The sequence below is a fragment of the Solirubrobacter ginsenosidimutans genome, from assembly GCF_027587205.1.
Window position 1 is genome coordinate 1 of sequence record NZ_JAPDOD010000002.1, and the last position, 23,817, is coordinate 23,817.

Sequence of the window (23,817 nt, forward strand, 5' to 3'; positions counted from 1 at the left end):
GGCTCCGGCGGCGGCGGCCGGGGCGGGTCCGGCGGACGCGGCGGCGCTCTCGTTGCCGGGCGTCGCCTGCTCGCCCGCCGGAGGGGCGGTCGCGGGCGCGGCGCCGGCCTCGGGCACCTCCGCGGGGCTGGACGGCTCGGACCCCTCGGCGCGGTCGGAGGAGGCCGCGACCGGGATCGGCGGGGCGGGCGGGATCGGCGCGCGCCCGACGCCGATGTCGATCGAGAAGGCGTTGCGCTGGACGATCTCGCCGCCCGCGACCTCGCGGCCCTTGTCGAACTTCCCGCCGCCGTCGTACGCGGCGGCCGGCAGCACCTCGTGGCCGCAGCCCGGCCCGCAGACGTGGGCGGTGCGGGCGAGTGTGTGCCCGCAGCCCGGCCCGCAGATGTGCGCGTCGAGCATCCGCAGCACCGCGGCATTGCCCGCGCCGGCCTGGAGCGCGCGCATCGCCGACGCGCGACCGTCGGTGCCCTGGCGAGCGAGCGAGGCCATCGAGACCGGCCCGGACGGCATCGGCCCACCGAACTGCGGGGCCGCGACGGCCGCCGGCGCCTCGGGGGCCATCTCAGCCGTCGTGTCGCGCTGCCGATCCATCAGTCCTCCTCGCCGGAATCGTCGGCCGGGAGCCTACGGACGCGCCGCGCATCCGCAAGGGCTCATCGGGCAGACGATCAGGTCAGAGTGTCCGGGATGGACGACCTCACCGCATGGCTCGACGCGCGGGCCGACGAGATGGCGGAGCTGGTGATGCGGCTCGTCGCCATCGACACCGAGAACCCGCCCGGGCGCGGGTTGCGCGAGTGCGGCGCGGTGCTGCGCGACGCGCTCGAGCGCCTGGACTTCGCTCCTGAGCTGATCGAGCTCGGCGACGACGCGTGCATCGTCCGCGGGAGCGTCGGCTCCGGTGCGCGGCTCGTGTACTTCCACGGACACTTCGACGTCGTTCCGGCCCAGAGCCGGCAGCAGTTCGAGCCACGCCGTGAGGGCGGCCGGATCATCGGGCGCGGGACCGCGGACATGAAGGGCGGCCTCGTGAGCATGCTCTACGGCGCCGCGGCGGCGCGCGAGCTCGGGCTGCTCGGCGACACCCGCATCGGGCTGCACTTCGTCTGCGACGAGGAGACCGGCAGCGCCGTCGGCTCCGGGTACCTGCGCGAGGCCGGGCTGATCGACCCGTCCGCGGTCGCGATGCTCACCGCCGAGCCGACCGGCGGCGTGATCTGGAACGGCTGCCGCGGCGCGATCACCATGCGGATCTCGTTCGAAGGTCGCGAAGCGCACGTCGGCTACGCGAACACGGGTGAGAACGCGTTCGAGAAGCTGGTCCGCGGCGCCGCGCCGCTGACCGAGCTGGCGCGCGAGCTGTTCGCTCGCGACTCGATGCTGGTCGTGGGAGGGACCTCCGGGAGCGGCGCCAACTTCAACGTCGTGCCCGGCGAGGCGTGGTTCTCCGTCGACCGCCGCTTCAACCCGGACGAGGACCTCGAGACCGAGATCGAACGGATCACGAAGCTCGTCGGGGAGGACGCGCGTGTCGAGATCCTGCAGCGCGCGCCGTCGGCGTCCACGGACCCCGAGCACGCGCAGACGCTCGCGGAGATCGTCAACGAGATCGAAGGCACGGCGCCCGTCATCGAGCTCTGCCCGGGCGTGCTCGAGACGCGCTGGTACGCCCAGCTCGGCATCCCCGCCTTCGCCTATGGCGGCGGACGTCTCGACGTCTCCCACGGCCCCGGCGAGTACATCGACGAGGCCGCCATGCGGCGCTGCGCCGCGGTCTACGCGCGCTACGCCTCGATCAGCCCGTGACGGATCGCCCAGCGGGTGATCTGCACGCGGTCGCGCATCCCGAGCTTGGCCAGGATGTTCTCGCGGTGGCGCTCGACCGTGCGCGGGCTGATCACCAGCAGCTCGGCGATCTGGTCGGTCGTGTGCGCCTCGGCGATCAGCTTGACCACCTCGAGCTCGCGCGGGGTGAGCGGGCTCTCGAGGTCGTCGAGGTGCGCGCGCATCAGCGTGCGGATCGTCGGCGGTGAGAGGAACGGCTCGCCGCGCATCGCGGCCCGGCAGGCGTCGACGAGCTCCTTGTCGGCGACCGTCTTGAGCACGTAGCCCGACGCGCCCGCCTTCAGCGCCTGAAAGCAAAACTCCTCGACGTCGTGCATCGAGAGCATCAGGATGCGCATCTCCGGGCGATGCTTGAGCAGCTCGCGCGCCGCGTCCAGGCCGGTGCGCCGCGGCATCGCGACGTCGATCACCGCCAGGTCGACCGGCTCGCGCAACCCGCGCTCCACGGCCTCGATCCCGTCGCCGGCCTCGGCCACGACCTTCAGGTCCGGCTGCGCCTCGAGCACCATCTTCAGGCCGCGGCGGACGACCGTATGGTCGTCCGCGAGGAGGATTCGCGTCGTCAGGGGGACGGCCACAGGTCCAGCCGTACTTCGGTCCCGCGCTCGGGCAGCGCGCGCACCCGCAGCCGCCCGCCCGCCAGCAGCGCCCGCTCGCGCATACCCCCGACGCCGCCGTCGGTCGCGGTGGTGTGGATCACGGGGATGCCGCAGCCGTCGTCGGACACGCGCAGGACGACCGCGCCGTCCTCCTCCTCGAGCTCGAGCTGCGCCGTGCGCGCCTGCGCGTGGCGCGCGACGTTGGTCAGGCTCTCCTGGGCGACGCGGTAGACCGCGAGGTCCTGGTCGGGGCTGAGCACCGGCAGATCGGTGTGGACGGAGTGGCGTACGCGCAGGCCGGTGAAGCTGTTCGCCAGCGTGGTCAGCGCGCTGCGCAGGCCGAGCTCCTCCAGCGCTCCCGGCCGCAGCCCGCGCGCGATCTCGCGCACCTCTTCCACGCCGGCGCGCGCGGCCTCCTGCGCCTCCACGATGTCCCCGTGCAGGTTGGCCGGCGCGCGCCGGTGGATCTCCTCCAGGGCGAGCACGACGCCGGTCAGCGTCTGTCCCACCTGGTCGTGCAGCTCGCGGGCGACGCGCACCCGTTCGGCCTCGGTGGCGGCGAGCGCGCGGCGCGCACTGCCGTGGCGCTCGGCCTCGAGGCGGTCGAGCATGTCGTTGAACGCCTTCGCCAGCTCACGCACTTCGGCGGCCGGGCGGCGGATCGCGACGCGGCGGCCGGGATCGTGCGGATCGACGCGGCGCATCGTGCCCGTGAGCCGCTCGAGCGGGACGAAGATCCGGCGCAGCAGCAGGACGTTGAGCACGATGACCAGGACTCCGCCGGTCACGAGCACCTCGATCTCCGCGGCCGTCGGCGTCGCGCTGACGCTCGCCGGGGTGACGACGAGCGCGAGCACGGCGCCGACCACCACGAGGGCGTTGACGATCACGACGCGCCAGAACATCGACATTCGCTCCAGTCTGGTGGCCGCGCGTCAGGTTTCGATCCGGGCCAGTACCCAACTACGCCGGGGGGAGCACCACCACGGGGGTGGTTGCGCTCCGCAGCAGGCCGCGGTCGAAGCTCGGGCGGGTGACGGGCTCGGCCTCCGGATCCGCCGCCGGCCCGACGATCATCACCGGGCAGCTGGCACGCTTGGCGATGTGCTTGGCGACGCTGTTGAAGCGCTTCGCGCGCGTGCCGACGACGATCAGTTCGGCGTGATGGCCGTCGGCGACGGCGAGGATCCGCTGGGCGGGCGGGCCGTGCTCGACGATGCGTGCGGTCGCGCCGGCGTCCGCGTGGAACGCGGGCACGTCCGCGCCCCAATGGCTGGTCGAGACGTGGGTCAGCAGGAGCATGGCACCGGCACGGTCGGCGGCCGCCTTGGCCGCCGCCATCACCGTGGTGCCGGTTTCGGTGTCGTCGACACCACACAGGACGAGGCTCATGCCGCCAGCATGCGCCGTGTTTGCAGGGGACTCCATGGGGAGCGCTCCCCACGTGTGGCGGGAGGTCGGCGCTAGAGTCCCCGATCGCCATGGGGATGCCAGAGACCCTCTACAAGCTCGTGACCGCAGCCGGTCCGTCCGGTTACGAGCAGGCCCCGGCCGCGGTCTTCCGCGAAGCCGCGGGCGCCTTCGCCGAGGTCACCTACGACACGGTGGGCTCCACCGTCGCACGGGTGCCTGGAACCGGCGAGGGCCGGTCGGTCGCGATCGTCGGGCACATCGACGAGATCGGCCTGATCGTCCACCACATCGACGACGACGGGTTCCTCTGGTTCACCGGCGTCGGCGGGTGGGATCCGGTCGTGCTGGTCGGCCAGCGGGTGGCGATCTCGACGCGCTCCGGCGTCGTCGTGGGCGTCGTCGGCAAGAAGCCGATCCACCTGATGAAGGACGACGACCGCAAGCGCGTCCCGCAGCTGAAGGACCTGCACATCGACATCGGCGCGAAGGACGGCGACGAGGCCCGTGGGCGCGTTCGCGTGGGTGACGTCGCGGTGATCGACGCCGAGCCGGTCGAGTTTCCCAACAACCGCTTCGTGTCGCGCTCGATGGACAACCGGATCGGTTGCTACGTCGCGCTGGAGGCCGCGCGGATCGTCTCCGAGGCGGGCGGCGCGCCGGGCGACGTCTACGCCCTCGCGGTCACGCAGGAGGAGATCACCTTCGGCGGCGCGCGCACGTCGGCGTACTCGCTGAACCCGGACGTGGCGATCGCGGTCGACGTGACCTTCGCGACCGACCAGCCGGGCCTGTCCGAGCAGGAGCTGGGCCGCCATCGCTTCGGCGGCGGGCCGGTGCTGACGCGCGGGTCGACGCTCGATCCGCGTGTGTTCGAGCTGCTCTATGAGGCGGGTGAGGCGGAGGGCATCCCGTTCACCGTCACCGCCTCCGCACGGGCCACGGGCACGGACGCGGACGCGTTCCACATCACCCGCGCCGGCATCCCCACGAGCGTCGTCTCGGTCCCGCTGCGCTACATGCACTCGTCGGTCGAGATGATGCAACTCGACGACGTCGAGAACGCGGCGAAGCTGATCGCGGCGTTCGCGCTGCGGCTCGCTCCGGACATCGACTTTCGCCGGTAGCGCTGACGCTCCTCCTGCTCTTCGACATCGACGGGACGCTGCTGCAGAAGGCGTCCGTCGAGCACGGGCGCGCGCTGCGCGAGGCGGCGGGTGCGGTGCACGGAGTGGACGTGATGAACGTCGACGCCGTCAAGTACGTGGGCCGGACCGACGCGGCGATCACCCGCGACCTGCTGCGTGCGGTGGGCCTCGAGGGCGCGGCGATCGACGCGCGCTGGGACGAGGTCAAGACCGCCGCCGCCGAGGCGTACGCGCGGCTGTGCCCGCCGGACCTGAGCGCGTACGTCGCGCCGGGGATGGTCGAGCTGCTCGACGAGCTGGCGGCGCGGCCCGCGGAGTTCCGGCTCTCGCTCGTGACCGGCAACCTGGAGCCGATCGCGCGGCTCAAGCTCGGACGCGCGGGGGTCGGGCGCTACTTCGAGGCGCTGCGTGGCGGCTTCGGCTCCGACGACGAGGATCGCGGGCGGCTGCCGGCGATCGCCCGCGCCCGCGCCTCGGACCCGCCGTGGGAGCGCTCGCGGACCGTGGTGATCGGCGACACGCCGCACGACATCGCCTGCGCGCGGGTGGACGAGGTGCGCGTGGCCGCGGTCGCGACCGGACCGTTCGCGATCACCCAGCTGGCGGACGCGGACGCCGTCGTCGACGACGCCCGCGCCCTCCTGCCGGTGCTCGAGGACTGGGTGGCTACGCCCCCGGCTTGACGACCGCCGCGGCGCCGCCGCCGCGGCGCTTGGGCTCGGCGACGGCGGTGAACGTCAACGTGCTGCCGCCGCCGTGATCGTTCCCGCCGCCCTTCTTACCGGCCGCGCGGCCGTGCGGGCCGCCGTGGCCGTGGCCGTTGTCGTTGCCGCCGTGCCCTCCATGGCCGTCATCGCCGTGGCCTCCGTGACCGCCATGGTCGCCGTCGCCGCCGTGACCGCCGCCCGCGGTCTGGCCGAACTCGATGCCCGTCGCGGCGCCGATCTCATCACCCGCCGGCGCCCGGTAGGCCTCCTTGTAGGTGTTCAGCAGCGCCTGGCCGTCCGGAGAGTTCACGAAGGACGACTCGGCCTCGGTCGTCGCCGAGTTGCGCTGGCTGGCGCGCGGCGCGGCGATCGAGTCCGGCAGGGACATCCCGAGATCGATCCGGTTGACGATCGTCTGCAGCACCGTCGTGATGATCGAGGCGCCACCCGGCGAGCCGACCGTGAAGAACGGCTTGTCGCCCTTGGTCACGATCGTGGGCGCGATCGACGAGCGCGGGCGCTTGCCGCCCCGCACCGCGTTCGGGGCGTCGAGGTTGGGGGACGTGATGTCGAAGTCCGTCAGCTCGTTGTTGAGCAGGAAGCCGTAGCCGGGGACGACGATGCCGTTGCCCCCGGTCTGCTCGATCGTGAACGTGTAGCTGACGACGTTGCCGTTCTTGTCGGCCACGCTGAGGTGCGTGGTCGAGCCGACGCGGTCGATCGAGGCCGCGCTTCCCCCTGGCGCCGAGGTGGGCGGGTTGCCCGCGGCGACGGGACCGGGAGGCGCGGTCGGGCCGATCCGGCTCGCCTGCTGCGCGGCGTAGCCCGGGTCCAGCAGACCCGCGATCGGGTTGTCGACGAACGCCGGGTCGCCGAGGAACGCGTTGCGGTCGGCGTAGGCCAGGCGCGAGGCCTCGAGGTAGCGGTACAGCGTCTCCGTCGAGTTCGCGGCGGGCGGGAGCGACTGCATGATGTTCAGCGCCTCGAGGTCGGTCGTGCCGCCCGAGGACGCCGGCGGCATCCCGTAGATGTCGTTTCCGCGGTAGTTGATGTGCACCGGCTCGCGCGGGATGACGTTGTAGTGCTTGAGGTCGTTCTGTTCGAGCAGACCCGGCCGCCAGGTGTGGTCGGCGGTGGGCGCGAGCGGCGGCGTGTCGGCCGCCTTGACGATCGCTTCACCGATCGGGCCGCGGTAGAACGCCCGCTTGGTGCCGTAGCGGCCGAGCAGCTCGTAGGTCTTGGCCAGGTCGGGGTTGGTGACCGTCGTCCCGACGTCGTGCGGGGTGCCGTCGGCGTCGAGGTAGATCGCCGCCGTCGAGGGCACGTCGTCGAAGTACGGCGCGTTGGGCGTCGTCTGGTCGAAGAACGTCTGGTCGACCGTGAAGCCCTTGCGCGCGACGTTGGCGCCGTACGCCAGCGCGCGGCCGAGCGAGTAGGTGCCGTACCGGTGCAGGACGTAGTCCCACAGCGCGGGCGTGCCGGGCACGCCGGTGCTCAAGCCGCTGTAGCGGTTGATCGGGAACTGCGCGTCCGTGGGCGGCACGCCGTTGATGAAGAACGAGTTCGGGACCATCTTCTGCGGCGCGGTCTCACGCGAGTCCAGCGTCGTGATCTTGCCACTGCGCCCGTCGCGGATGGTCATGAAGCCGCCGCCGCCGATGCCGCAGCTGTAGGGCTCGACGACACCCAGCACGCTCGCGGCGGCGATCGCCGCGTCGAACGCGTTGCCGCCGCGCGAGAGCACGTCGATCGCGGCGTTGGTCGCCAGCGGGTCGACGCTCGCGGCGGCACCGCCCGTGCCGGTCGCCGTCGGCTGCTTGTCCTGCGCACGTGCTGGTGGCGCGGACAACGCCACCACGGCCATGGCTGCCCCCACCGGCAGCCAACGAAGTCGCATCATTGATCCTCCAATCGCTTGTTCGCGCGCCTACCCCCACCCGGCGGCGACCAAGCGTCAGAGGTCGATCCGGAGGATGTCGGCGGTGGCGTTCTGCCCGCGCAGTTGACGGACGCGGGTGACGTAGACCGCGGTGTCCGCGGTGGCGGTCGTGGTCAGCGTGTCATGGACGCCGGGCGGCGGGTTCTCCCACAGCGGCTTGTTGATGTGGCCTTCGGCGGGAAAGCGGCCGGGCTCGTGGCCCGCATCGCGCCGTGCCGTGGGCGTGGTGCCGTAGAGCGTCCGGTCGCTGTTCACCTTGCGCGGGAAGAACGGCCCTGTCATCACCTGTTGACGTTTGAACGTCGCGCGGATGTACGTGAGCCGGTTGCCGAGCAGCGACGGCCCGCGCAACTCGGCGCGCGGCTCGCGGCGCATCACGGTCCGCACGCCGGTGGCGAGGTCATAGACCTCGATCTGGCCGGCGAGCTCGTAGAGGAGCAGCGTGCCGGAAAGGCTCGGCTTGCCGACCGCCCCGGTGACGACCGGGGTCGGGTTGAAGCCCTGGGTCGGATCGAGCGGCGCGACCCAGAGCGCCGGGCCGGCGCGCCACGCGACCCAGTCCGTGCTGACCGCGAGGGCATCGGCGCCGGGGGCGGGGATCGCGGCGACGTTCTCGACGACGACCGTCGCGCCGGAGAGGTAGGCGAGCCGTCCTCCGCCGACCGCGGGGTGGTTTCCCGGCAGCACCTGGATGCCCGCCGGGCTGCGCAACTCGCCGACCGCCCCGGGCCGGTGGAACGCGAAGACGAGCCCGTCGACGCTCGGGTCCGCGTAGCCGACGGCCTCGACCCTGACGGCGGCCTGTGCAGGCGTGGCGGCGAGCGCCGCGGCGGTCACGACCAGGGCGAGCGCGTCGAGCGTTCGCAGGCCGCGCAGGATGCGCGGACGCTCGGCCACCGCGGCGTGCAGGTCGCCGCCGCCCGACGGGGCGAGGGCGATCACGGGCAGCGCTCGTCCCGCCCCGAACGCGACCCCGATCATGAGGCCGGTGTGCGGGTCGCCGAGGGCGACGCTGATCCCCGCCAGCGCCCACACGGCGAAGCTGAGGATGAAGGTCGTGAAGCCGAGCCCGAGCAGCACGCCGTAGAGGCCGGCCGCGAGCGGGACCGGCATGACGCGCCGCCACGACTCAGGCACCTGCCGGCGGACCTGCGGCATGATCCGCGCGCCGCGCGCCTCGCCCGCCGCGGCGGCGAGCGCGATCGCGGCGGCGACGAACGGCGCGTTCGCACCCAGCGCCTGCCCGAGCAGCGCGAGGCCGCCGAACGTGATCGCTCCTCCCGCGAGCGCACCGAGCGCGAACGTCGCGCAGGCGACCGCGGTGGTCCGGAGCCTGCCGGCGTAGCCGCTCGGCGCGAGCGTCTCGACCATCGAGAACCCGCACGGCGACCACGCGCCCGTCACCCCTGCGACGACGGCGGCGGCGATGACGATCGCGCTCAGCACTTGACCTTCGTGTCGTAGTACATGACGCAGAAGACCTTGCGGCCGTGGTAGCAGTAGCCGGTCAGCGCCTTGTCGCCGTTGACCCGGTGCTTGACGTGGCCGCAGCAGTCGACGAGCTTGCGCACGTGGCCGCCGCAGCAGCGGTACCAGGCGCCGTCGATGTGGGGCTTGAAGTCGTACTCGACCGCCGTGGCGTCGCACACACGGGTGCGGGTGGCGTGCGCGAGCGGCGTGCCGTCGGCGTCGACGAGCAGGTTGCCGTCCTCGTCGACCGGTGCGCCGGTGGCGTCGATGTAGCGGCCGAGGTCGTCGACCGGTCGTCCGCTCTTGGCCTTCAGCGGCAGGCCCTTGGCGTCGATCCGCGGAAGGCCAGTCGGGTGCGGGCAGCTGTCGGTCGTGTAGATGTGGCCGCAGAAGTGGTACGCCTCGGCTTCGCCGGGAGCGACGAGCGAACCGATGGTCTTCGCTCCCGCCACGCCCATCACCGCGGCGCCGACGCGGGCCAGGAAGCCGCGGCGCGAGCTCGCCGCCGCGACCGCGTCGGCGATCCGCGCGCCGCTCATCGGGGCACCCTCCCGTGTCTGGGCCCCTGGGCCACGGGTATGGGCCCTCGCCATCGGGTGGCCAGGGTCGCTCATGCGCGCACCGCGCCGCGGCGGCGTTCGGCGGTCGCGAGGACGGACTCCAGCTGCGCGCCGGTGTTGAACGTGCCCTTCGCCAGCACCGTGCCGTCCGCGTCGAGCGCGACGGCGAACGGGCTTCCGGGAACGTCCGCGGCGGCCCAGGCGTCGGCGTCGCCGACCTCGTCGAAGGTGCGCAGGATCACGCTGGGGTGTCGGCCGAAGGCGGCGATCGCGGGCGCGAGCACGCGGCACATCCCGCAGCCCTCGGAGGTGAAGACGGCGAGCGCGATCCGGCCCTGGGCGAGCTCGAAGCGGGTGGCGAGGGCGCTGCGGGCGCCGACCTCCGGGCCTTCGTGGGCGACTTCGAGCGCGCCTTTCGGGGCGACGGAGAGCCGCAGCATCCCGACCTCGCGGGCGAGGGCGAGCACCACGACCGCGAGCGCGATCAGGCCGAGCAGCGCCGCGGCGAGCCCGATCGCGAGCCATTGGTCGGTGCTCGGCTCGGTGCGGGGGAGGACGGGAGCCAGCGCGAGCGCGGCGGCCAGCGCCGCGGCGCGGCCGGCAGACGCCTTGCCGACCGTCCCCTTCGCTCCGAAGCATCCGCACGGCGCTCCGGTACGCCCGCTGAGGATCGCGCCGACCTGCACCGCGGTCGCGCCGGCGAACAGCAGCGCGCCGGCGTTGGCGGCGAGGGTCGATCCGGCGCCCACCGCGATCCCGAGCACCAGTTCGGTGCCGATCAGCGCGACCCACACGGCGAACGCGAGACGCGGCGAACGCAACCCGTAGGTCGCGAGCGCGGCCCGTGCGGCACTCCCGCCCGCAGCCTTGGATGCGGCGGCAGCGACCATCACCAGCCCCAGGACGAGGCAGACCACGACGGAGACCATTGACGGCCGCGAAGGTAACAGCATCCGGGGGCGGCCGGACGCCGGTTGGCCGTCCAGCCGCCCTCAGGAAAGGCTCAGGAGCAGGTCTTCTGCACCTTGGTCTGGCCCGGCAGCACGCAGAACGGCTCGGTCACCGGGATCTTGCTCTTCTTCAGGACCAGGCGCGCGACCTTGGTGTTGAAGTTCGGCGCACTGACCCAGATCTCGACGGTCTGCCCCGCCCGGAACCGCCGTTGCGACTTGCTCAGCGAGCTGATGATCGTCGACGCGCTCTTCTTGACCTTGCCGGCCTTCAGCGCTTTTGACTTGAACGCGCAGCGCTTGCCCTTGCAGTAGATCTTGGCCTTCCAGCCCTTGGGGAACTGCTGCGTGACCTGCAGCGTGGTCAGCGTGAACCGCGTGCTCTTGACGTTCCACTTGCTCACGACGCCCGACGTGAGCGTCGGGAACGGTTCCGCCAGCCCGTCGCAGTTCTCGTCGAAGTTGTTGCCCCTGATCTCGACCGCGCCCGGCCGGATCGCCGCGTTGTTGTCATTGCAGTCGAGCCCGGCGTTGAAGCCGTCGCGGTCGTTGTCGAGGCCACTCGGGTTCGGTATCGGGGCCGCGGGCGCCACCACGTTGACGCCGACGGTCGCCGGCGGTCCCGCCACCCCGCGGGTCGGGGTCACGGCCCGATAGGTGAACGTGTCCGACCCGACGAAGCTGCCGAACGGATTGAAGAACACCGCCCCGTTGACGATCTCGCCGATCTGCCCGGCCGTCGGGGCGTTCGCCTTCTCGATCGAGTACGCGTCGCCGTTGATGTCCGAACACGCCAGCGGGATCGAAACGGCGGTATTGACCAGCGTCTCGACATTGACGGACTCGCAGGTCGGCGCGTAGTCGCGCGTCACGGTCGCCAGCATCCCCAGCGCGCTCGTGACATAGAAGCGCGGCTGGAGCGGGTCCATCGCGATCCGCATCCAGTCCTCGCCGACCTGCCCCAGCGCGAGGCACCTTCCCGTGCTGCCGGAACTCGAGAGGCACCCGCGCGCTCCCGGGCGCAGCGTCAGCGCACTGGTCGCCGCGTTGCGCGTGAACGAGACCAGCGTCGACGTGCCGAACGCGGCGGCGACGAGCTCATTGCTGTCCGGGGTCGCGGCGACGTCGATCACGCTGGCCAGGCCGACCGGCACCGGCGTGCACCCTGCCGCGGCGCCGTAACAGCCGGCCTGCGCGAGTCCTCCACCGCCGGTGCGATTGAACGCCGTCAGCCCGCCCGCCCCGCCCGCATAGACCGTGCGGCCGTCCGGTGAGATCGTGACGACGTACGTGGCCCCGAGCCCGTCGTTGCCGTTGATGCAACGGAGGCCCGCGCCCCCACTGGCGCCCGTGGAGCTGACGCACGTCCCGGGCCGCTGCGTGAGCGTCCCGTCCGCCGCCCGATTGAAGATCGAGACGCCGCCGGGAACCCCGAACGCGACGTAGACCTGCGCACCGTCAGGGGACACGGCGAGTTTCCAACCGTCCCCTGCCAGCCCGTCGACGTTCTGGCAATTGTCGACGTCGCCCTCATTGAAGCACCCGTCGAACGCCGGCTTCTGCACGACCGCCCCGCTCGCGCCGATCCGATCCAGCACCGCGAGCCCGTTCGTACCCCGCACGTACACGTTCCGGCTGTCCGGACTCACCGCCACGCTCCCGACCTCCTGTCCGCCGGTCAGCGGCGTGCACCCCGCCCCGATCCCGACGCAGTTCACGTAGCGCAACGCCCCCGTCTCCGGTGTGCGGGCGAAGCTCAGCAGCGCGCCCCGGAGCGTCGCGAGATAGACGTTCAGCCCGTCCGGACTGACCGCGACGTCATACGCGTGGGTCGGATTGTTCGCCCCGCCCACCTTCGTGCACGCCGCGGCGGAGTTCGTCGCCACGAAACACCCACCGACACCCTGCCGCACAGCCAGCGTCCCGGTCTGCGCGTTGCGATCGAAGATCTGCAACCCCGTGAAGAGCCCCGCCGTGCCCACACCCGCATAGACCTGCCGCCCGTCCGGGCTGATCGCCACGCCCACCGGGTTCGCCGGCAACCCGGCCGGACACCCGGTAAACGCCACCCGCGCCAAGCACCCGTCGACGAACAGATCCCCGTCCGCCGCCCGCGCACCACTCGCCCCGCCACCCGCCACGACAACGACCGCCAACGCAGCCACGACGAAGCGTGCCCTCAACGAACCCCACATCTGCCCTCCCGGATCCTTCCGCGTCAGCCCATGCTGCGGCCCCGACGGTACTCGTCAGGTTTTGAATGCGTCAAGCGGGTTTGACCGATGCACGCACACGCCCGGGGATCGGGCGCCGACCAACGGTCAGCGCCCGGACGACTGACCTCAGCTACTGCAACTGGCTTTCGCCGTGCTCGAGTTCGGCTGCAGACAACTCGTCGAGAGGATCGGCTTCTTGTTCTTCTTGACCGCGAGCGTCTTGACCATGCCGAACGAGCCCGGCTTGGTCACCGTGACCGTGAGCACCGCTCCCGCCCGCAGCGCCTTGTTGCGGAACGGCGTGAGGTTGACCGTCCCCGATGCGTTCTTCTTCGTGAAGACCACGTTCTGCTTCTTGCCCTTGACCTTCTTGGTCGGGCAGCCCCCGCCCTTGCAGGTCGCCACGACGGTCGAGCCCGACGGCACGCCCTTGACCTGAAGGACCGTGAACTTCGTCGACGCCGCCGCCGACGGGAACAGGAACGCCAGCGTCACGTTCACGCGGCCGGGTGGCACGCTGGCCACCACCACGGGCGGCGGTGGCGGCGGCGCGGCCACGGTGTAGCTCTTCGACGCCGATGCGGAGTTCCCGGCGTTGTCCTTACCCGTGACGGTGAAGTCGAACGTGCCGGGGGTCGACGTGTCGATCGCCGCGCCGGACGGCACCGGACCCGCGCAGGACGCGACGCCCGACCCGCCCGCTTCGTCGGTGCAGCCGTAGTCGGCCGTCACGCCCTGGCCGACCGAGTACGTCGTATCGCCGGGGCTGCTGACGCGGATCGCCGGCGCGGTCTTGTCGACCACGGTCAGCTTCGCGGTCGCCGATTTCGGGATGTCGGCGCCGGCGGGCACGCTGTTCCCGGTCGCCGTCAGCACGACGTCATACGTGCCCACGGGCGTGCCCGGCGGCACCGGGAGGGTCACCGTCGCCGTGGTGCTGGCGTTGCGTGGGATCGCGATCACCGTCGCGCCGAGTTGCGGCTGGGCGCCCGGAATTGTGGTGGTCGCCTTCAGCGTGAGCGTGGGTGCCCCTCTGTTCGCGGCGTCCTGATTCGACAGCCTGTAGGTCAGCGTCGCGGTCTGCCCGGGAGGGGCGGACAGAGCGTCTGGCGCCCGAACAGCGAAGTCACTCACGACGAGGGCCGTGGACAGATTGGCGATCGTCGCGCGCCCCGTCGTCGTGCTCGGCGGCGGGGAATCGAAGCAGAAGAGGCTGCCAACGGCGCAATCAACTGGCGCGTCGGCGGGTGACGACGCGCTGACCCCGCGGGTGCCGATGACCGGCCGCCAGCGGAACGGCCCGGCGAAGGGCGTGCCGCCCGGACCTGTGGGCAGGATGAACTCCGGGTCGACGGTGATCACGAAGTTCGCGGGGTTGGTGCCGTCGAACGAGATCGTGCCGGTCGAGAGGTAGCCGACCCAATGGAAGCCGGCGACCGGTACGTACTCGGCGGTCAGCGCATCGGAGTAACCCGGGCTCTGGGCAAAGGTCAGGCGCCCATCGTCATTCCGGAAACTCGCCGGTGCACCGGTGCCATCGGGAACACGGAAGCCGATGAACACCTGCCCGTTGCCGGGCAGCGGCGACGGCGCGATGACGTCTTGCCCGTTGTCATTCTCGGCGGTGGACCCCGCCGTCGCCGGTTTGCAGTCCTGGTAACGGGTCCCGTCTTGGTCGTTGGCGCAGATCTTCACGTGGAGCGTGACCGCACCCGCCGCGCGTTGGGACGCGCTCTCTTCCTTGATCGCGATACAACCGCTGAAGGCGATCGCCGCAAGCACCAGGCAGGCGCCGAACGCGGCCCGGGACAGTCTCTTCGTGAATGCCGGCATGGGGTTTGGACGACCGTACCCCTGCCGCCAGTCGACGGTCAACCCTCGGCCTAACCGTCTGGGCAGGCGACGCCCTCACGGACCGTCGGTTGCGCAGAAGAGCCTGAACGGAGAGACTCGCATCTCAGTTGGGGCGAAGTTCTCGCGGGGTGACCTATCAGGGCCATGTGGAGATGGTTGATCGTGAGCGTCGCGCTGGCCTTGACCGGGCCAGCAGCCGCGCGGGCGGATGAGCCGCCGTACGGGTACCTGGTCCTCGGCTGCAGTGACGGGAGCCGCTTGCTGCCGATGGACGGCTGGTCAGCGTCGGGAGCGGGCTTCGAAGCGTGCGCCGCCGGCCGTGGGCTCGGATTCCAGCTGAGCGGGCCTGGTCACTCCGGACGGTGGACGCTGTCGGTCCCTACCGGCGTCACCATCGAGTCGGTCGTGTTCAGCGGCATCAAGGCCGACGGGGATCCGGAAGCGCAGCTCCTCTACCGAGACGACGTGGGCGCTGAGGGATTGCCTTGGCGATTGCTGCCTGATCGATTCGGCTATGTGCGACCCGGCGTGAACTCGTTCACCTACGAGTTCGGGTGCGCGACGCCATGTTCGGCGGCGGCGTCCCTGCGCGTGGCGCGCGTCGAGACATGGCTGAGAGACGTGCTGCCACCGACGGGCGTGTTCGACGCCGAGAACCGGGCGTTCCGCTTCGAGGATTCGGGCGGCGGTGTGCAAAGCGTCCGCTTGGAAGTCGATGGCACGAGTGGAGGTGAGCTCGACGTGGGCGGCGGAAGCTGTCATCTCCCGTTCGTCGCGATTGTGCCGTGCGCGAGGGAAGGCGTGATCGATCTCGAAGCGCAGGGCCTCTCGCCCGGCTATCACTCCGTGTTCGCGACGCTGAACGACGCGGCGGGCAACCGCTCACATGTCGGCCCGTTCGTCGTCAGGACCGGTCCGCCGCCTGTGGCCGCACCGTCGTCTGATCCGAGCGCGAGTGGGGACGGCGTGCTGACCGTCGACGGGGCGAACACACGGACGGTCCCGTACGCAACCGTGAAGGTCACCGGCACGGCGCGTAGCGCGGACGGCTCGCCGGCGCCGGGAGCGCGAGTCGATGTCGCGGCGCGCGTCGGGAACGGCGCGTGGCACCCGCTGGTGGCGGCGAACGCCGACGCGCATGGTCGCTTCATGGCGATGCTCCCGAAGGGGCCATCGCGCGAGGTGCTCCTTTCGTATGCGGGCGCGGTGGCGACGGTCAGGTTGCTCGTCATCGCACCAGTGCAACTCGCCGTGGATCGCCGCAGGGTTCGGAACGGGCAGACGGTTCGGTTCAGTGGGCGAATTCCGGACGCTGGGGCTGCGCAGGCGCGGATCACGCTGCAAGCCTGGGCCCGCGACGAATGGGTGCCGTTCAAGTCGGTCGCGCTCAAACGCGGCCGCTTCGCTGCGCGCTACCGGTTCACCGGCACGCCGACCACGAGTCTCTATCGCTTTCGAGCGGTTGTCGATGCAGCGCCAGATCTTCCCTATGCGGCCGGGCACTCGACCACGGTCAGCGTGCTCGTCCAGGCGAAACGAGGCACGCGATGAAGAGCGTGGCTTTGCTCGCCGCGGCGGTGCTCGCCGCGACCCCGCAGCCGGCGTGGGGCGCGGACCCACCCCAGACGTATGTCGTTCCGATGTGCTCCACCGGATCCGGCCCTCAGCCCCTCTCTGGATGGGTCAGGTTGGACGCGTTCGGTGCCAACGAATGCGAGCAGGGCCGGGGCTTCGGCGCGGACACACGCTCTGCGGCATACATTCAATGGACGTTCGGTGCCCCGACCGACACGCGGATCGCGGGCGTCCGCATCTGGCGAGCGGGTCAGCTGGAAGGAGCCGCCTACTACACCCTCGTCGCGCGAACGCTGGGGAGGGCCACACCGACACTTGAATACTCGCCCGACCTTCGCGGTGGGGCTGTGAATGGGCGCGCGTTCGGAGGTCTTGACGCGGATGCGCTCCAGTTCTCGCTCCAGTGTCTCAGCGAATGTGGAAACAGTTGGGTGCGGTTCTACCGGATGGAGATGGTGCTCAGGGACATCGTGAATCCACGTGTGACCGGCGTGGGTGAGAGCGCGATTGGCGGCGGTGCGCTCAGTGGAACGGTAACTGTGCGCACGTCGTTCGCGGATAACGGCGGTGGGGTCCGCCAGGTGAGCGTGCTCGTCGACGGTGGCGAGTACGTGCGTGGGAAGGCGCTCTGCTCGCAGCCATACGCGTTCGCCGTGCCCTGCCCGCTGAGCGGTACTCAGGAGTTGGAGATCGACACGCGCGGGCTCGCTGACGGCGAGCACACGCTGACCTTCGAGCTCGAGGACGTTGCGGGAAACCGCTCGATCAGCAGGCCTTACGAGGTCTGGGTCAGGAACGCGCCCGACCCGCCGGTCGTCACGCCCGCCCCTGAGCCGCTGGTTCGGCTCGTCGCCGAATGGTCGACGCTCACGGCGACGTACAACAAGACGACGGTCGTTCGAGCGAGAGCGCGCGATGTCGCGGGCAACCCGCTAGCAGGCGTCAAGGTTGGGGTGGCGGTGCGTCCCGCGATCATGGGCGCGCCGTTCGTGCTCGACACGCCGGTCTTCAGCGATTCGCAGGGACGCATAACGGTCAAGCTTCCCAAGGGGACGTCGCGGGAGGTGAGGCTCACGCACGGAGATCAGACGACCACGATCAAGGTCGTCGTCAAAGCACCGCTGCAGTTCTCCGCGTCGCCCGCCGCCACCCGAAACCACAAATCGATCCGGCTGTCCGGCTCTGTGCCGGGCACCGATGCCGCGACCGACGTCGAGCTTCAAGCCCGCGATGGCACGAAGTGGATCCCGTTCAAGACGGTCCGGCTTCACAACGGCCGATTCAGCGCGCGCTACCGGTTCATGAGGACGTTTCAGACGACCCGGTATCGCTTCCGGGCCGTCATCCACGGTGATTCTCGATTCCCCTACGCGCCGGCCAGCTCGCGCGTCGCGAGCGTGCTCGTGCGGCCCTAAGCGCGGGTGAGCTTCTTGTAGGAGATGCGGTGCGGGCGGTCGGCCTCGGCGCCGAGGCGCTGGTGGCGGTGCTCCTCGTAGGCCTCGAAGTTGCCTTCGAACCAGACCACCTGCGAGTCGCCCTCGAAGGCGAGCACGTGGGTCGCGACGCGATCCAGGAACCAGCGATCGTGGGAGATGATCACCGCGCATCCCGGGAACGCCAGGAGCGCGTCCTCCAGAGCTCGCAGCGTGTCCACGTCGAGGTCGTTGGTCGGCTCGTCCAACAGCAGGACGTTGCCGCCGCGGCGCAGCAGCTTGGCGAGGTGGACGCGGTTGCGCTCACCGCCGGAAAGCACGCCGACCTTGCGCTGCTGGTCGGTGCCCTTGAAGTTGAAGCCCGCCACGTAAGCGCGGGAGTTCAGCTCGCGGTCGCCGACCTTGATGTGCTCGTAGCCCTCGGAGATCTCTTCCCAGACCGTCTTGTCGGGGTCGAGGGCATCACGGGACTGGTCGACGTAGGCCAGGTCGACGGTCTCGCCCAACCGCAAGGAGCCGGAGTCGGGCGTCTCCTGCCCGACGATCGTCCGGAACAGCGTCGTCTTGCCGGCGCCGTTGGGGCCGATCACGCCGACGATGCCCGCGGGCGGCAGCATGAAGGAGAGATCCTCGATCAGCAGACGGTCGCCGAAGCCCTTGCGCAGATGTGACGCCTCGATCACCGTGCCACCCAGGCGCGGCCCGGGCGGGATGTGGATCTGAGCCTCGTCGAGGTTCGCGTTGCGCTCCTCGGCCAGCAGGGCCTCGTAGCGATTCAGGCGAGCCTGGGACTTCGTACGGCGGCCCTTGGGGTTCGTCCGCACCCACTCGAGCTCTTGCTTGATCGTGCGCTGGCGCGCCGACTCGGACTTCTCCTCCATCGCGAGTCGCTTCTGCTTCTGCTCGAGCCAGGCCGAGTAGTTGCCCTTGAAGGGCAGCCCGGCGCCGCGATCGAGCTCGAGGATCCAGTTCGCGACGTTGTCGAGGAAGTAGCGATCGTGGGTGACGGCCACGATCGTGCCCTCGTAGTCGGCGAGGTGCTGCTCGAGCCACGCCACGGACTCGGCGTCCAGGTGGTTGGTCGGCTCGTCGAGCAGCAGCAGGTCGGGCTTGGAGAGCAGCAGGCGGGCGAGCGCGACACGCCGCCGCTCGCCACCGCTCAAGGAGGTGACCGGAGAATCGCCCGGGGGACAGCGCAGGGCGTCCATCGCCTGGTCGAGCATCGAATCGAGCTCCCAGGCGCCGGCGGCGTCGATCTTGTCCTGGAGCTTGCCGAACTCGTCGGCGGTCTCGTCGGAGTAGTTCATGGACAGCTCGTTGAAACGGTCCAGGAGGTCGCGCATGGGGCGCACGCCGTCCTCGACGTTCCCCCGCACGTCCTTGGACTCGTCGAGGTCCGGCTCCTGAGAGAGGAGCCCGACGGACGCGCCCGGGGCGAGCTGCGCCTCGCCGCGATAGTCCTGATCGATGCCGGCCATGATCCGCAGCAACGTGGATTTGCCGGAGCCGTTGAGACCGAGCACGCCGATCTTGGCCCCGGGGTAGAAGCTGAGGTTGATGTCCTTCAGGACGGTCTTGTCCGGAGGGTGCGTCCGGCTCAGCTTGTACATCGTGTAGATGTAGGAACTCGACATCGCGCCAGCAGCTTAGAACCCGACCGTATGGCGAAACCAACTTGTGAAAGCTTGGACCAAAGGTGGGTGCGGAATCCCGCAAGTTCCGCCGATGATGTGGGCATGCGCCCCCTCATTGGCGTCACCACCTCGGAACTGCGGCCTAGCCGCCTCGCGACCACGCGCCGCCACGGCGAGCCTGCCCATCCCGAGATGGCGCTGGGGATGACCTATCTGCGCACGCTCGACGCCGCGGGGGCGATCCCGGTGGTCCTGCCTCCCGTCGGCACGGACCACCTCGCGCCGCTCATCGAACGCCTCGACGGCATCTGCCTGTCGGGCGGTCCTGACCTCGACCCGGCCGCGTACGGCGCGGATGAGCGCCACGTGGAGCTCGGCCCGACCGAGCCCAGCCTGGACGCCTTCGAGCTGAGCCTCGTGAAGCTGAGCCTGCAGCGCGGCCTGCCGATCCTGGCGATCTGCCGCGGCAGCCAGGCGCTGAACGTCGCCTGCGGCGGGACGCTGCGCCAGCACGTCCCGGGGCACCGCCAGACCGCCCTGGCGACCGAGGCGACGCATGAGGTCCAGGTCGTCCCGCATTCGCGTCTGCACCGCATGGTTCGAACCCGGACGCTGGCCGTGAACTCCTTCCACCACCAGGCGGTGGACGAGCTCGGCGAGGGCCTGCGGGTGGCCGCGACGGCGCCGGACGGGACGATCGAGGCGATCGAGGGCGACGGCTTCGTCGTCGGCGTCCAGTGGCACGCGGAGACGATGGTCGCCCACCGGGCGCTCTTCGAGGCCCTGGTTTCGGCGGCTTCCCGTACCGAACTGCGCGCCGCCGCGTGACACTCTGGAGGGCGTGTCCGCCCTCACATTGCGCGGCGTCGTCAAGCGCTTCGGCGAGCTCACCGCTGTAAATCACCTCGATCTCGACGTCCCTGAGGGGACGTGCGTCGGACTGCTCGGCCCCAACGGCGCGGGCAAGTCGACCACGATGCGCCTGCTCACCGCGCAGGCGATCCCCGACGCGGGGGAGATCGAGATCCTCGGCTTCAAGCTGCCCAAGGAGTCGAAGGTCGCGCGCGCCGCGTGCGGCGTCGTCCCGCAGCTCGACAACCTCGACGTCACGCTGACGGTCGAGCAGAACCTGCTCGTCTTCGCCCACCTCTATCGGGTCGAGCGCGCGAACCGCAAAGCCGCCGTCGAGCGCGCGCTGAAGATCGCCAATCTCACCGATCGCCGCACCACGAAGGTCGACAAGCTCTCCGGAGGGATGCGCCGGCGGCTGCTGATCGCTCGCGGGCTCGTGCACAACCCCCGCCTGGTGCTGCTCGACGAGCCGACAGTGGGTCTGGACCCGCAGGTCCGCCAAGAGCTGTGGGCGCTGATCGATCTCTTGCGGAGCGAGGGCACGAGCATCCTGATGTCCACGCACTACATCGAGGAGGCCGAGCGCCTCTGCGACAGCGTGACGATCATGTCCCACGGCAGCGCCGTGGCGACCGGTCCGCCGCGGGATCTCGTGGCCGAGTACGCGGGCGACGAGGCGGTCGAGATCTACGGTCCGCCGGCCAAGCTGGCCGAAGTTGAGCGCACCGCCCGCGACAACGGGCTCAAGACGCGCCGCACGGGGACCTCGGTGTCGGTCCTGGGCGCCAACGGCAACGCCCCCGAGGGCGAGCGGCGCCCGACGAACCTCGAGGACGTCTTCGTGTTGCTGACCGGGGAGGAGATCTCGTGAAGGAGCGCATCGGGCGCCTCGAGCGCCCCGCCCTGATGGGCGTCCTCGTCCGCGAGATCATCAACTTCAGCTCGTTCTGGCGAAGCAGCACCTTCAGCGCGACCGTCGAGCCGACGGTCTACCTGCTCGCGTTCGGCTTCGGGTTCGGCTCGCTGGTGTCGACGGTCGGCGGCTACGACTACGTCGACTACGTCGGGACCGGCACGGTCGCGACCGCGGTGCTGTTCTCCAGCGCCTTCCCCGGCATGTTCGGGACCTTCATCAAATACAAGTTCCAGCGCACCTACGACGCGATCCTGGCCGCGCCGGTGGACACCGAGGAGCTCGTGACCGCCGAGTCGCTCTGGATCGGCATCCGTTCCGGGACGTACGGGTGCGCGCCGATGATCGTCGCGATCTTCTTCGGCCTGAATCCGAGCTGGGGGATGCTGCTCGTCCCGTTCATCGGCTTCATCGCGGGCTTCGGCTGGGCCAACTTCGGCATCGCCATCGCTGCGCGGATGAACTCGATCGACAACTTCAGCTACGTGATCAGCGCCGTGCTCACGCCGCTGTTCCTCGTCGCGGGCACGTTCTTCCCGATCGACGGCCTGCCGGAGTGGGCGCAGGTCCTGGCGCAGCTCAACCCGCTCTACCACCTCGTCCAGCTCGTGCGCAGCGCGGTCTTCGGCTTCCACGCCGGCTCGGACCTGATCCACCTCGGGGTGCTCGTCGCCTGGGCGATGATCACCTGGCGGGTGGCGGTGCGGTGGCTGGCGAAGCGGCTGATCGACTAGAACCCGCGAAGGGAACCACGGTGGATCGCTCGCCAGATCCACGGTCGTCGCTGCCCGCGGCAGTTGCCGCTTGCATACTGGTTGTACGTGGGCGGCGACTGCCGCCCGGCAGCGGCGGGCGGGGCCCGCGAGAATCCGCCGTGGTTCCGAGAGCGGGTTCCTAAGCGGGCGGGCCCATGACGAACGGCCCGTCGAGGACGCCGCGGACGCGGCGCTGGACCTGCAGCTCGGTCTCGAGGTCGGCGATGTGGCCCATGTGGCCCGCGCCGCCCCCGCCGCGCAGGACCTGGGTCGCGAACAGCCACACGAGGCGGCCGTCGAGCTGGGTGCCGGCGACGTGGCGCAACTCGGCCTCCGCCTCGGCCGGCGACATCTGGATGCGGTAGGAGTCCGGTGCCGTCAGGACGTCGTAGACCTCGGCCACGGCCAGGATGCGGGCGGTCATCGGGATGCTCTCGGCGGCGAGGCCGTCGGGGTAGCCGCGGCCGTCGATGCGCTCGTGGTGGGCGAGCACTGCCGAAGCGACCTCGCCCATGCCCTCGACGCGCAGCAACAGCCGGGCGCCGTCGGCCGGATGGCGCTCGATCAGGCGGCGCTCCGCCGGGTGCAGCTCACTTCGGCCGATCAGGATGTGATCCGGCAGCGCTTCCTTGCCCAGATCGTGGACGAGGCCGGCGGTGTGGACGATCGCCTGCTCGCGCTCGGAGAGGCCCGCGGCGCGGGCGAGGTCGTGCGCGTAGTGGGCGACCGCCGCGGCGTGGCGGGCCGCGGATGGGTCACGCAGGGCGAGCGTCTCCAGCAGCAGCCCGAGCATGCCCTCGTGGCGCACGTCGAGCTGGTCCGTCCTGCGCTCGATCTCCTCCGAGTGCATCTGGCCTTCCAGCAGCGCCCGCAGGAGTAGCTGGTAGACGCCGAGCGCCAGGGCGAAGAGGCCGATGATCGCGGCGCCGTAGACCTCGAAGCCGTAGACGGCCATCGCGGTCATGACGGCCGAGGCGATCTCCCACGGCAGCACCGGGATGAACACGGTGCGCAACATCTCGACCAGCGAGCCGCCGCGCAGCAGGCGCGTGTGGCCGGCGATCATCAGGAAGTTGAGCGCATTGGTCGCGAGGAACACGCAGAAGACCGCGACCGCGTAGCCGCCCTCGTCGGTTCCGGCGAGCTTGAGGGAGTGCAGCGTGAGCCCGCCGAGGAGCGGGAACGCCGCGTACGTGAGAAGGTTGTTAAGGAGATATGTGCCGCGGACGCCGCGGCGGGTCGAGTCCACCAGCGCGGACGCGATGCCGAGCGTCGCCGCGGGGGCGGGACCGAGCAGCGCCATCGCCAGCACCAGGCCCGTGAAGGAGCCGCCGATCCGGAAGCGCTTGGCGTCCAGGACCAGGAGGTCGGACCCGAGCACGAGCAGCGCCACGAGGCCGGTGAGCGGCAGCGGCGTCCACTGATCCTCGTCGGAGACGTACACGATCGCGGCGATCGCGACGACGAGCAACACGCTCTGGGCGATGACCATGACCCGCCTGCGCCCACCCAGAGGAACCCCGTGGGCAGGGGCTCTGGTCCTGGACGGAGCCGGTGCATCCGCACCGGCAGCCGCTCTCACCACGGAGAGCGACCAGATGACCAGGCCCAGCCAGACGACGAGTGCGATCCAGACGATCACAGCGAGCAACTTAGTGCGTACCCCTGTTCGAGCGCAATCAGGCCCAGGCCTTAGTTGGGGTGTTTCTGCTTTCCAGGATGCTGGAAAACTTGAATTTGGACTGTGGCATAACCTTGTCGCAGGCGGGTAGTGGGCCGTTCAGCGGGGGTCAGCCCGCCGTTCCGTGCCACCGACCACAGGGGGGTCACCATGGGTTGGCGGAACTAGCGGTTCCGGAGTGCGTAGGTGCCGGCCGGGCGAGCTGTGTAGGGGTCGCCCGGCCGGCAGCACCACGAGTGCGCTCGGCACACCGGTGTTACCGGTCGCTCGGTA

General features: G+C 70.7%; 19 protein-coding genes and 1 pseudogene. 8 read left to right on the forward strand and 12 right to left on the reverse strand.

The annotated features are described in order from the left end of the window. Window positions 1-594, reverse strand: a pseudogene (locus OM076_RS02490) (hypothetical protein); the annotation flags it as partial. A 96-nt stretch (window positions 595-690) separates the two neighbouring features. Between OM076_RS02490 and OM076_RS02495 the strand changes: the two are divergent. Further along, window positions 691-1,809, forward strand: a complete 1,119-nt coding sequence (locus OM076_RS02495) for a M20 family metallopeptidase (RefSeq protein WP_270037797.1) — start codon at window positions 691-693, stop codon at window positions 1,807-1,809. Here the strand turns inward: OM076_RS02495 and OM076_RS02500 are convergent. Genes OM076_RS02500 through OM076_RS02510 form a run of 3 tightly spaced genes read right to left on the reverse strand, consistent with a single transcriptional unit; the run spans window position 1,788 to window position 3,839 of the window. Then, the gene (locus OM076_RS02500) at window positions 1,788-2,426 is read right to left on the reverse strand and encodes a response regulator (RefSeq protein ID WP_270037798.1); all 639 of its coding nucleotides are present in this window, start codon (window positions 2,424-2,426) and stop codon (window positions 1,788-1,790) included. The two genes, OM076_RS02495 and OM076_RS02500, sit on opposite strands and share 22 nt — an antisense overlap. Further along, entirely contained in the window at window positions 2,411-3,358 is a 948-nt protein-coding gene (locus OM076_RS02505; RefSeq protein WP_270037799.1) for a HAMP domain-containing sensor histidine kinase, read from the reverse strand. Before OM076_RS02505 ends, OM076_RS02500 begins: the two co-directional genes overlap by 16 nt. 52 nt (window positions 3,359-3,410) lie before the next feature. Continuing rightward, window positions 3,411-3,839 carry a universal stress protein gene (locus OM076_RS02510; protein ID WP_270037800.1) on the reverse strand — a complete coding sequence of 143 codons (429 nt, stop codon included), beginning with the start codon at window positions 3,837-3,839 and terminating at the stop codon, window positions 3,411-3,413. Between the two features lie 89 nt (window positions 3,840-3,928). On the opposite strand from OM076_RS02510, the gene OM076_RS02515 reads away from it, so the two are divergent. Together OM076_RS02515 and OM076_RS02520 are read left to right on the forward strand one after the other, a co-directional pair. Further along, window positions 3,929-4,984, forward strand: coding sequence for a M42 family metallopeptidase (locus OM076_RS02515; RefSeq protein WP_270037801.1), 1,056 nt, complete (start codon window positions 3,929-3,931; stop codon window positions 4,982-4,984). Window positions 4,985-4,998: 14 nt separating this feature from the next. Then, entirely contained in the window at window positions 4,999-5,688 is a 690-nt protein-coding gene (locus OM076_RS02520) for a haloacid dehalogenase-like hydrolase (protein WP_272597543.1), read from the forward strand. Here OM076_RS02520 and ggt read toward each other — a convergent pair. From ggt to OM076_RS02550, 6 genes are all read right to left on the reverse strand, one after another. Beyond that, window positions 5,672-7,612, reverse strand: a complete 1,941-nt coding sequence (gene ggt / locus OM076_RS02525; protein WP_270037802.1) for a gamma-glutamyltransferase — start codon at window positions 7,610-7,612, stop codon at window positions 5,672-5,674. The genes OM076_RS02520 and ggt overlap by 17 nt on opposite strands. A 54-nt stretch (window positions 7,613-7,666) precedes the next feature. Then, window positions 7,667-9,097 carry a hypothetical protein gene (locus OM076_RS02530; RefSeq protein WP_270037803.1) on the reverse strand — a complete coding sequence of 477 codons (1,431 nt, stop codon included), beginning with the start codon at window positions 9,095-9,097 and terminating at the stop codon, window positions 7,667-7,669. Next, window positions 9,091-9,660, reverse strand: a complete 570-nt coding sequence (locus OM076_RS02535) for a hypothetical protein (protein WP_270037804.1) — start codon at window positions 9,658-9,660, stop codon at window positions 9,091-9,093. The genes OM076_RS02530 and OM076_RS02535 overlap by 7 nt, the downstream gene beginning before the upstream one ends. Before the next feature lie 71 nt (window positions 9,661-9,731). Next, window positions 9,732-10,610: a MauE/DoxX family redox-associated membrane protein gene (locus OM076_RS02540; RefSeq protein WP_270037805.1), complete on the reverse strand. Its 879-nt coding sequence runs from the start codon at window positions 10,608-10,610 to the stop codon at window positions 9,732-9,734. Window positions 10,611-10,684: 74 nt separating this feature from the next. Next, entirely contained in the window at window positions 10,685-12,814 is a 2,130-nt protein-coding gene (locus OM076_RS02545; protein ID WP_270037806.1) for a MopE-related protein, read from the reverse strand. Between the two features lie 159 nt (window positions 12,815-12,973). Next, complete coding sequence (locus tag OM076_RS02550; RefSeq protein ID WP_270037807.1) at window positions 12,974-14,680, reverse strand: hypothetical protein; 1,707 nt, start codon at window positions 14,678-14,680, stop codon at window positions 12,974-12,976. Window positions 14,681-14,863: 183 nt separating this feature from the next. On the opposite strand from OM076_RS02550, the gene OM076_RS02555 reads away from it, so the two are divergent. Next, window positions 14,864-16,252, forward strand: a complete 1,389-nt coding sequence (locus tag OM076_RS02555; protein WP_270037808.1) for a hypothetical protein — start codon at window positions 14,864-14,866, stop codon at window positions 16,250-16,252. Beyond that, complete coding sequence (locus OM076_RS02560; protein WP_270037809.1) at window positions 16,249-17,691, forward strand: Ig-like domain-containing protein; 1,443 nt, start codon at window positions 16,249-16,251, stop codon at window positions 17,689-17,691. Before OM076_RS02555 ends, OM076_RS02560 begins: the two co-directional genes overlap by 4 nt. On the opposite strand, the gene ettA is transcribed toward OM076_RS02560, so the two are convergent. Beyond that, complete coding sequence (gene ettA, locus OM076_RS02565) at window positions 17,688-19,343, reverse strand: energy-dependent translational throttle protein EttA (protein ID WP_270037810.1); 1,656 nt, start codon at window positions 19,341-19,343, stop codon at window positions 17,688-17,690. The genes OM076_RS02560 and ettA overlap by 4 nt on opposite strands. A gap of 102 nt (window positions 19,344-19,445) precedes the next feature. On the opposite strand from ettA, the gene OM076_RS02570 reads away from it, so the two are divergent. Genes OM076_RS02570 through OM076_RS02580 form a run of 3 tightly spaced genes read left to right on the forward strand, consistent with a single transcriptional unit; the run spans window position 19,446 to window position 21,842 of the window. Next, entirely contained in the window at window positions 19,446-20,171 is a 726-nt protein-coding gene (locus OM076_RS02570; RefSeq protein WP_270037811.1) for a gamma-glutamyl-gamma-aminobutyrate hydrolase family protein, read from the forward strand. A gap of 13 nt (window positions 20,172-20,184) precedes the next feature. Continuing rightward, the gene (locus tag OM076_RS02575) at window positions 20,185-21,066 is read left to right on the forward strand and encodes an ABC transporter ATP-binding protein (protein WP_270037812.1); all 882 of its coding nucleotides are present in this window, start codon (window positions 20,185-20,187) and stop codon (window positions 21,064-21,066) included. Between the two features lie 35 nt (window positions 21,067-21,101). Continuing rightward, window positions 21,102-21,842 (forward strand): ABC transporter permease, encoded by a 741-nt coding sequence (locus OM076_RS02580; protein ID WP_272597545.1) that lies wholly within the window; start codon window positions 21,102-21,104, stop codon window positions 21,840-21,842. 160 nt (window positions 21,843-22,002) lie between these two features. On the opposite strand, the gene OM076_RS02585 is transcribed toward OM076_RS02580, so the two are convergent. Then, window positions 22,003-23,355: an HD-GYP domain-containing protein gene (locus OM076_RS02585; RefSeq protein WP_270037814.1), complete on the reverse strand. Its 1,353-nt coding sequence runs from the start codon at window positions 23,353-23,355 to the stop codon at window positions 22,003-22,005. Window positions 23,356-23,817: the final 462 nt, after the last annotated feature.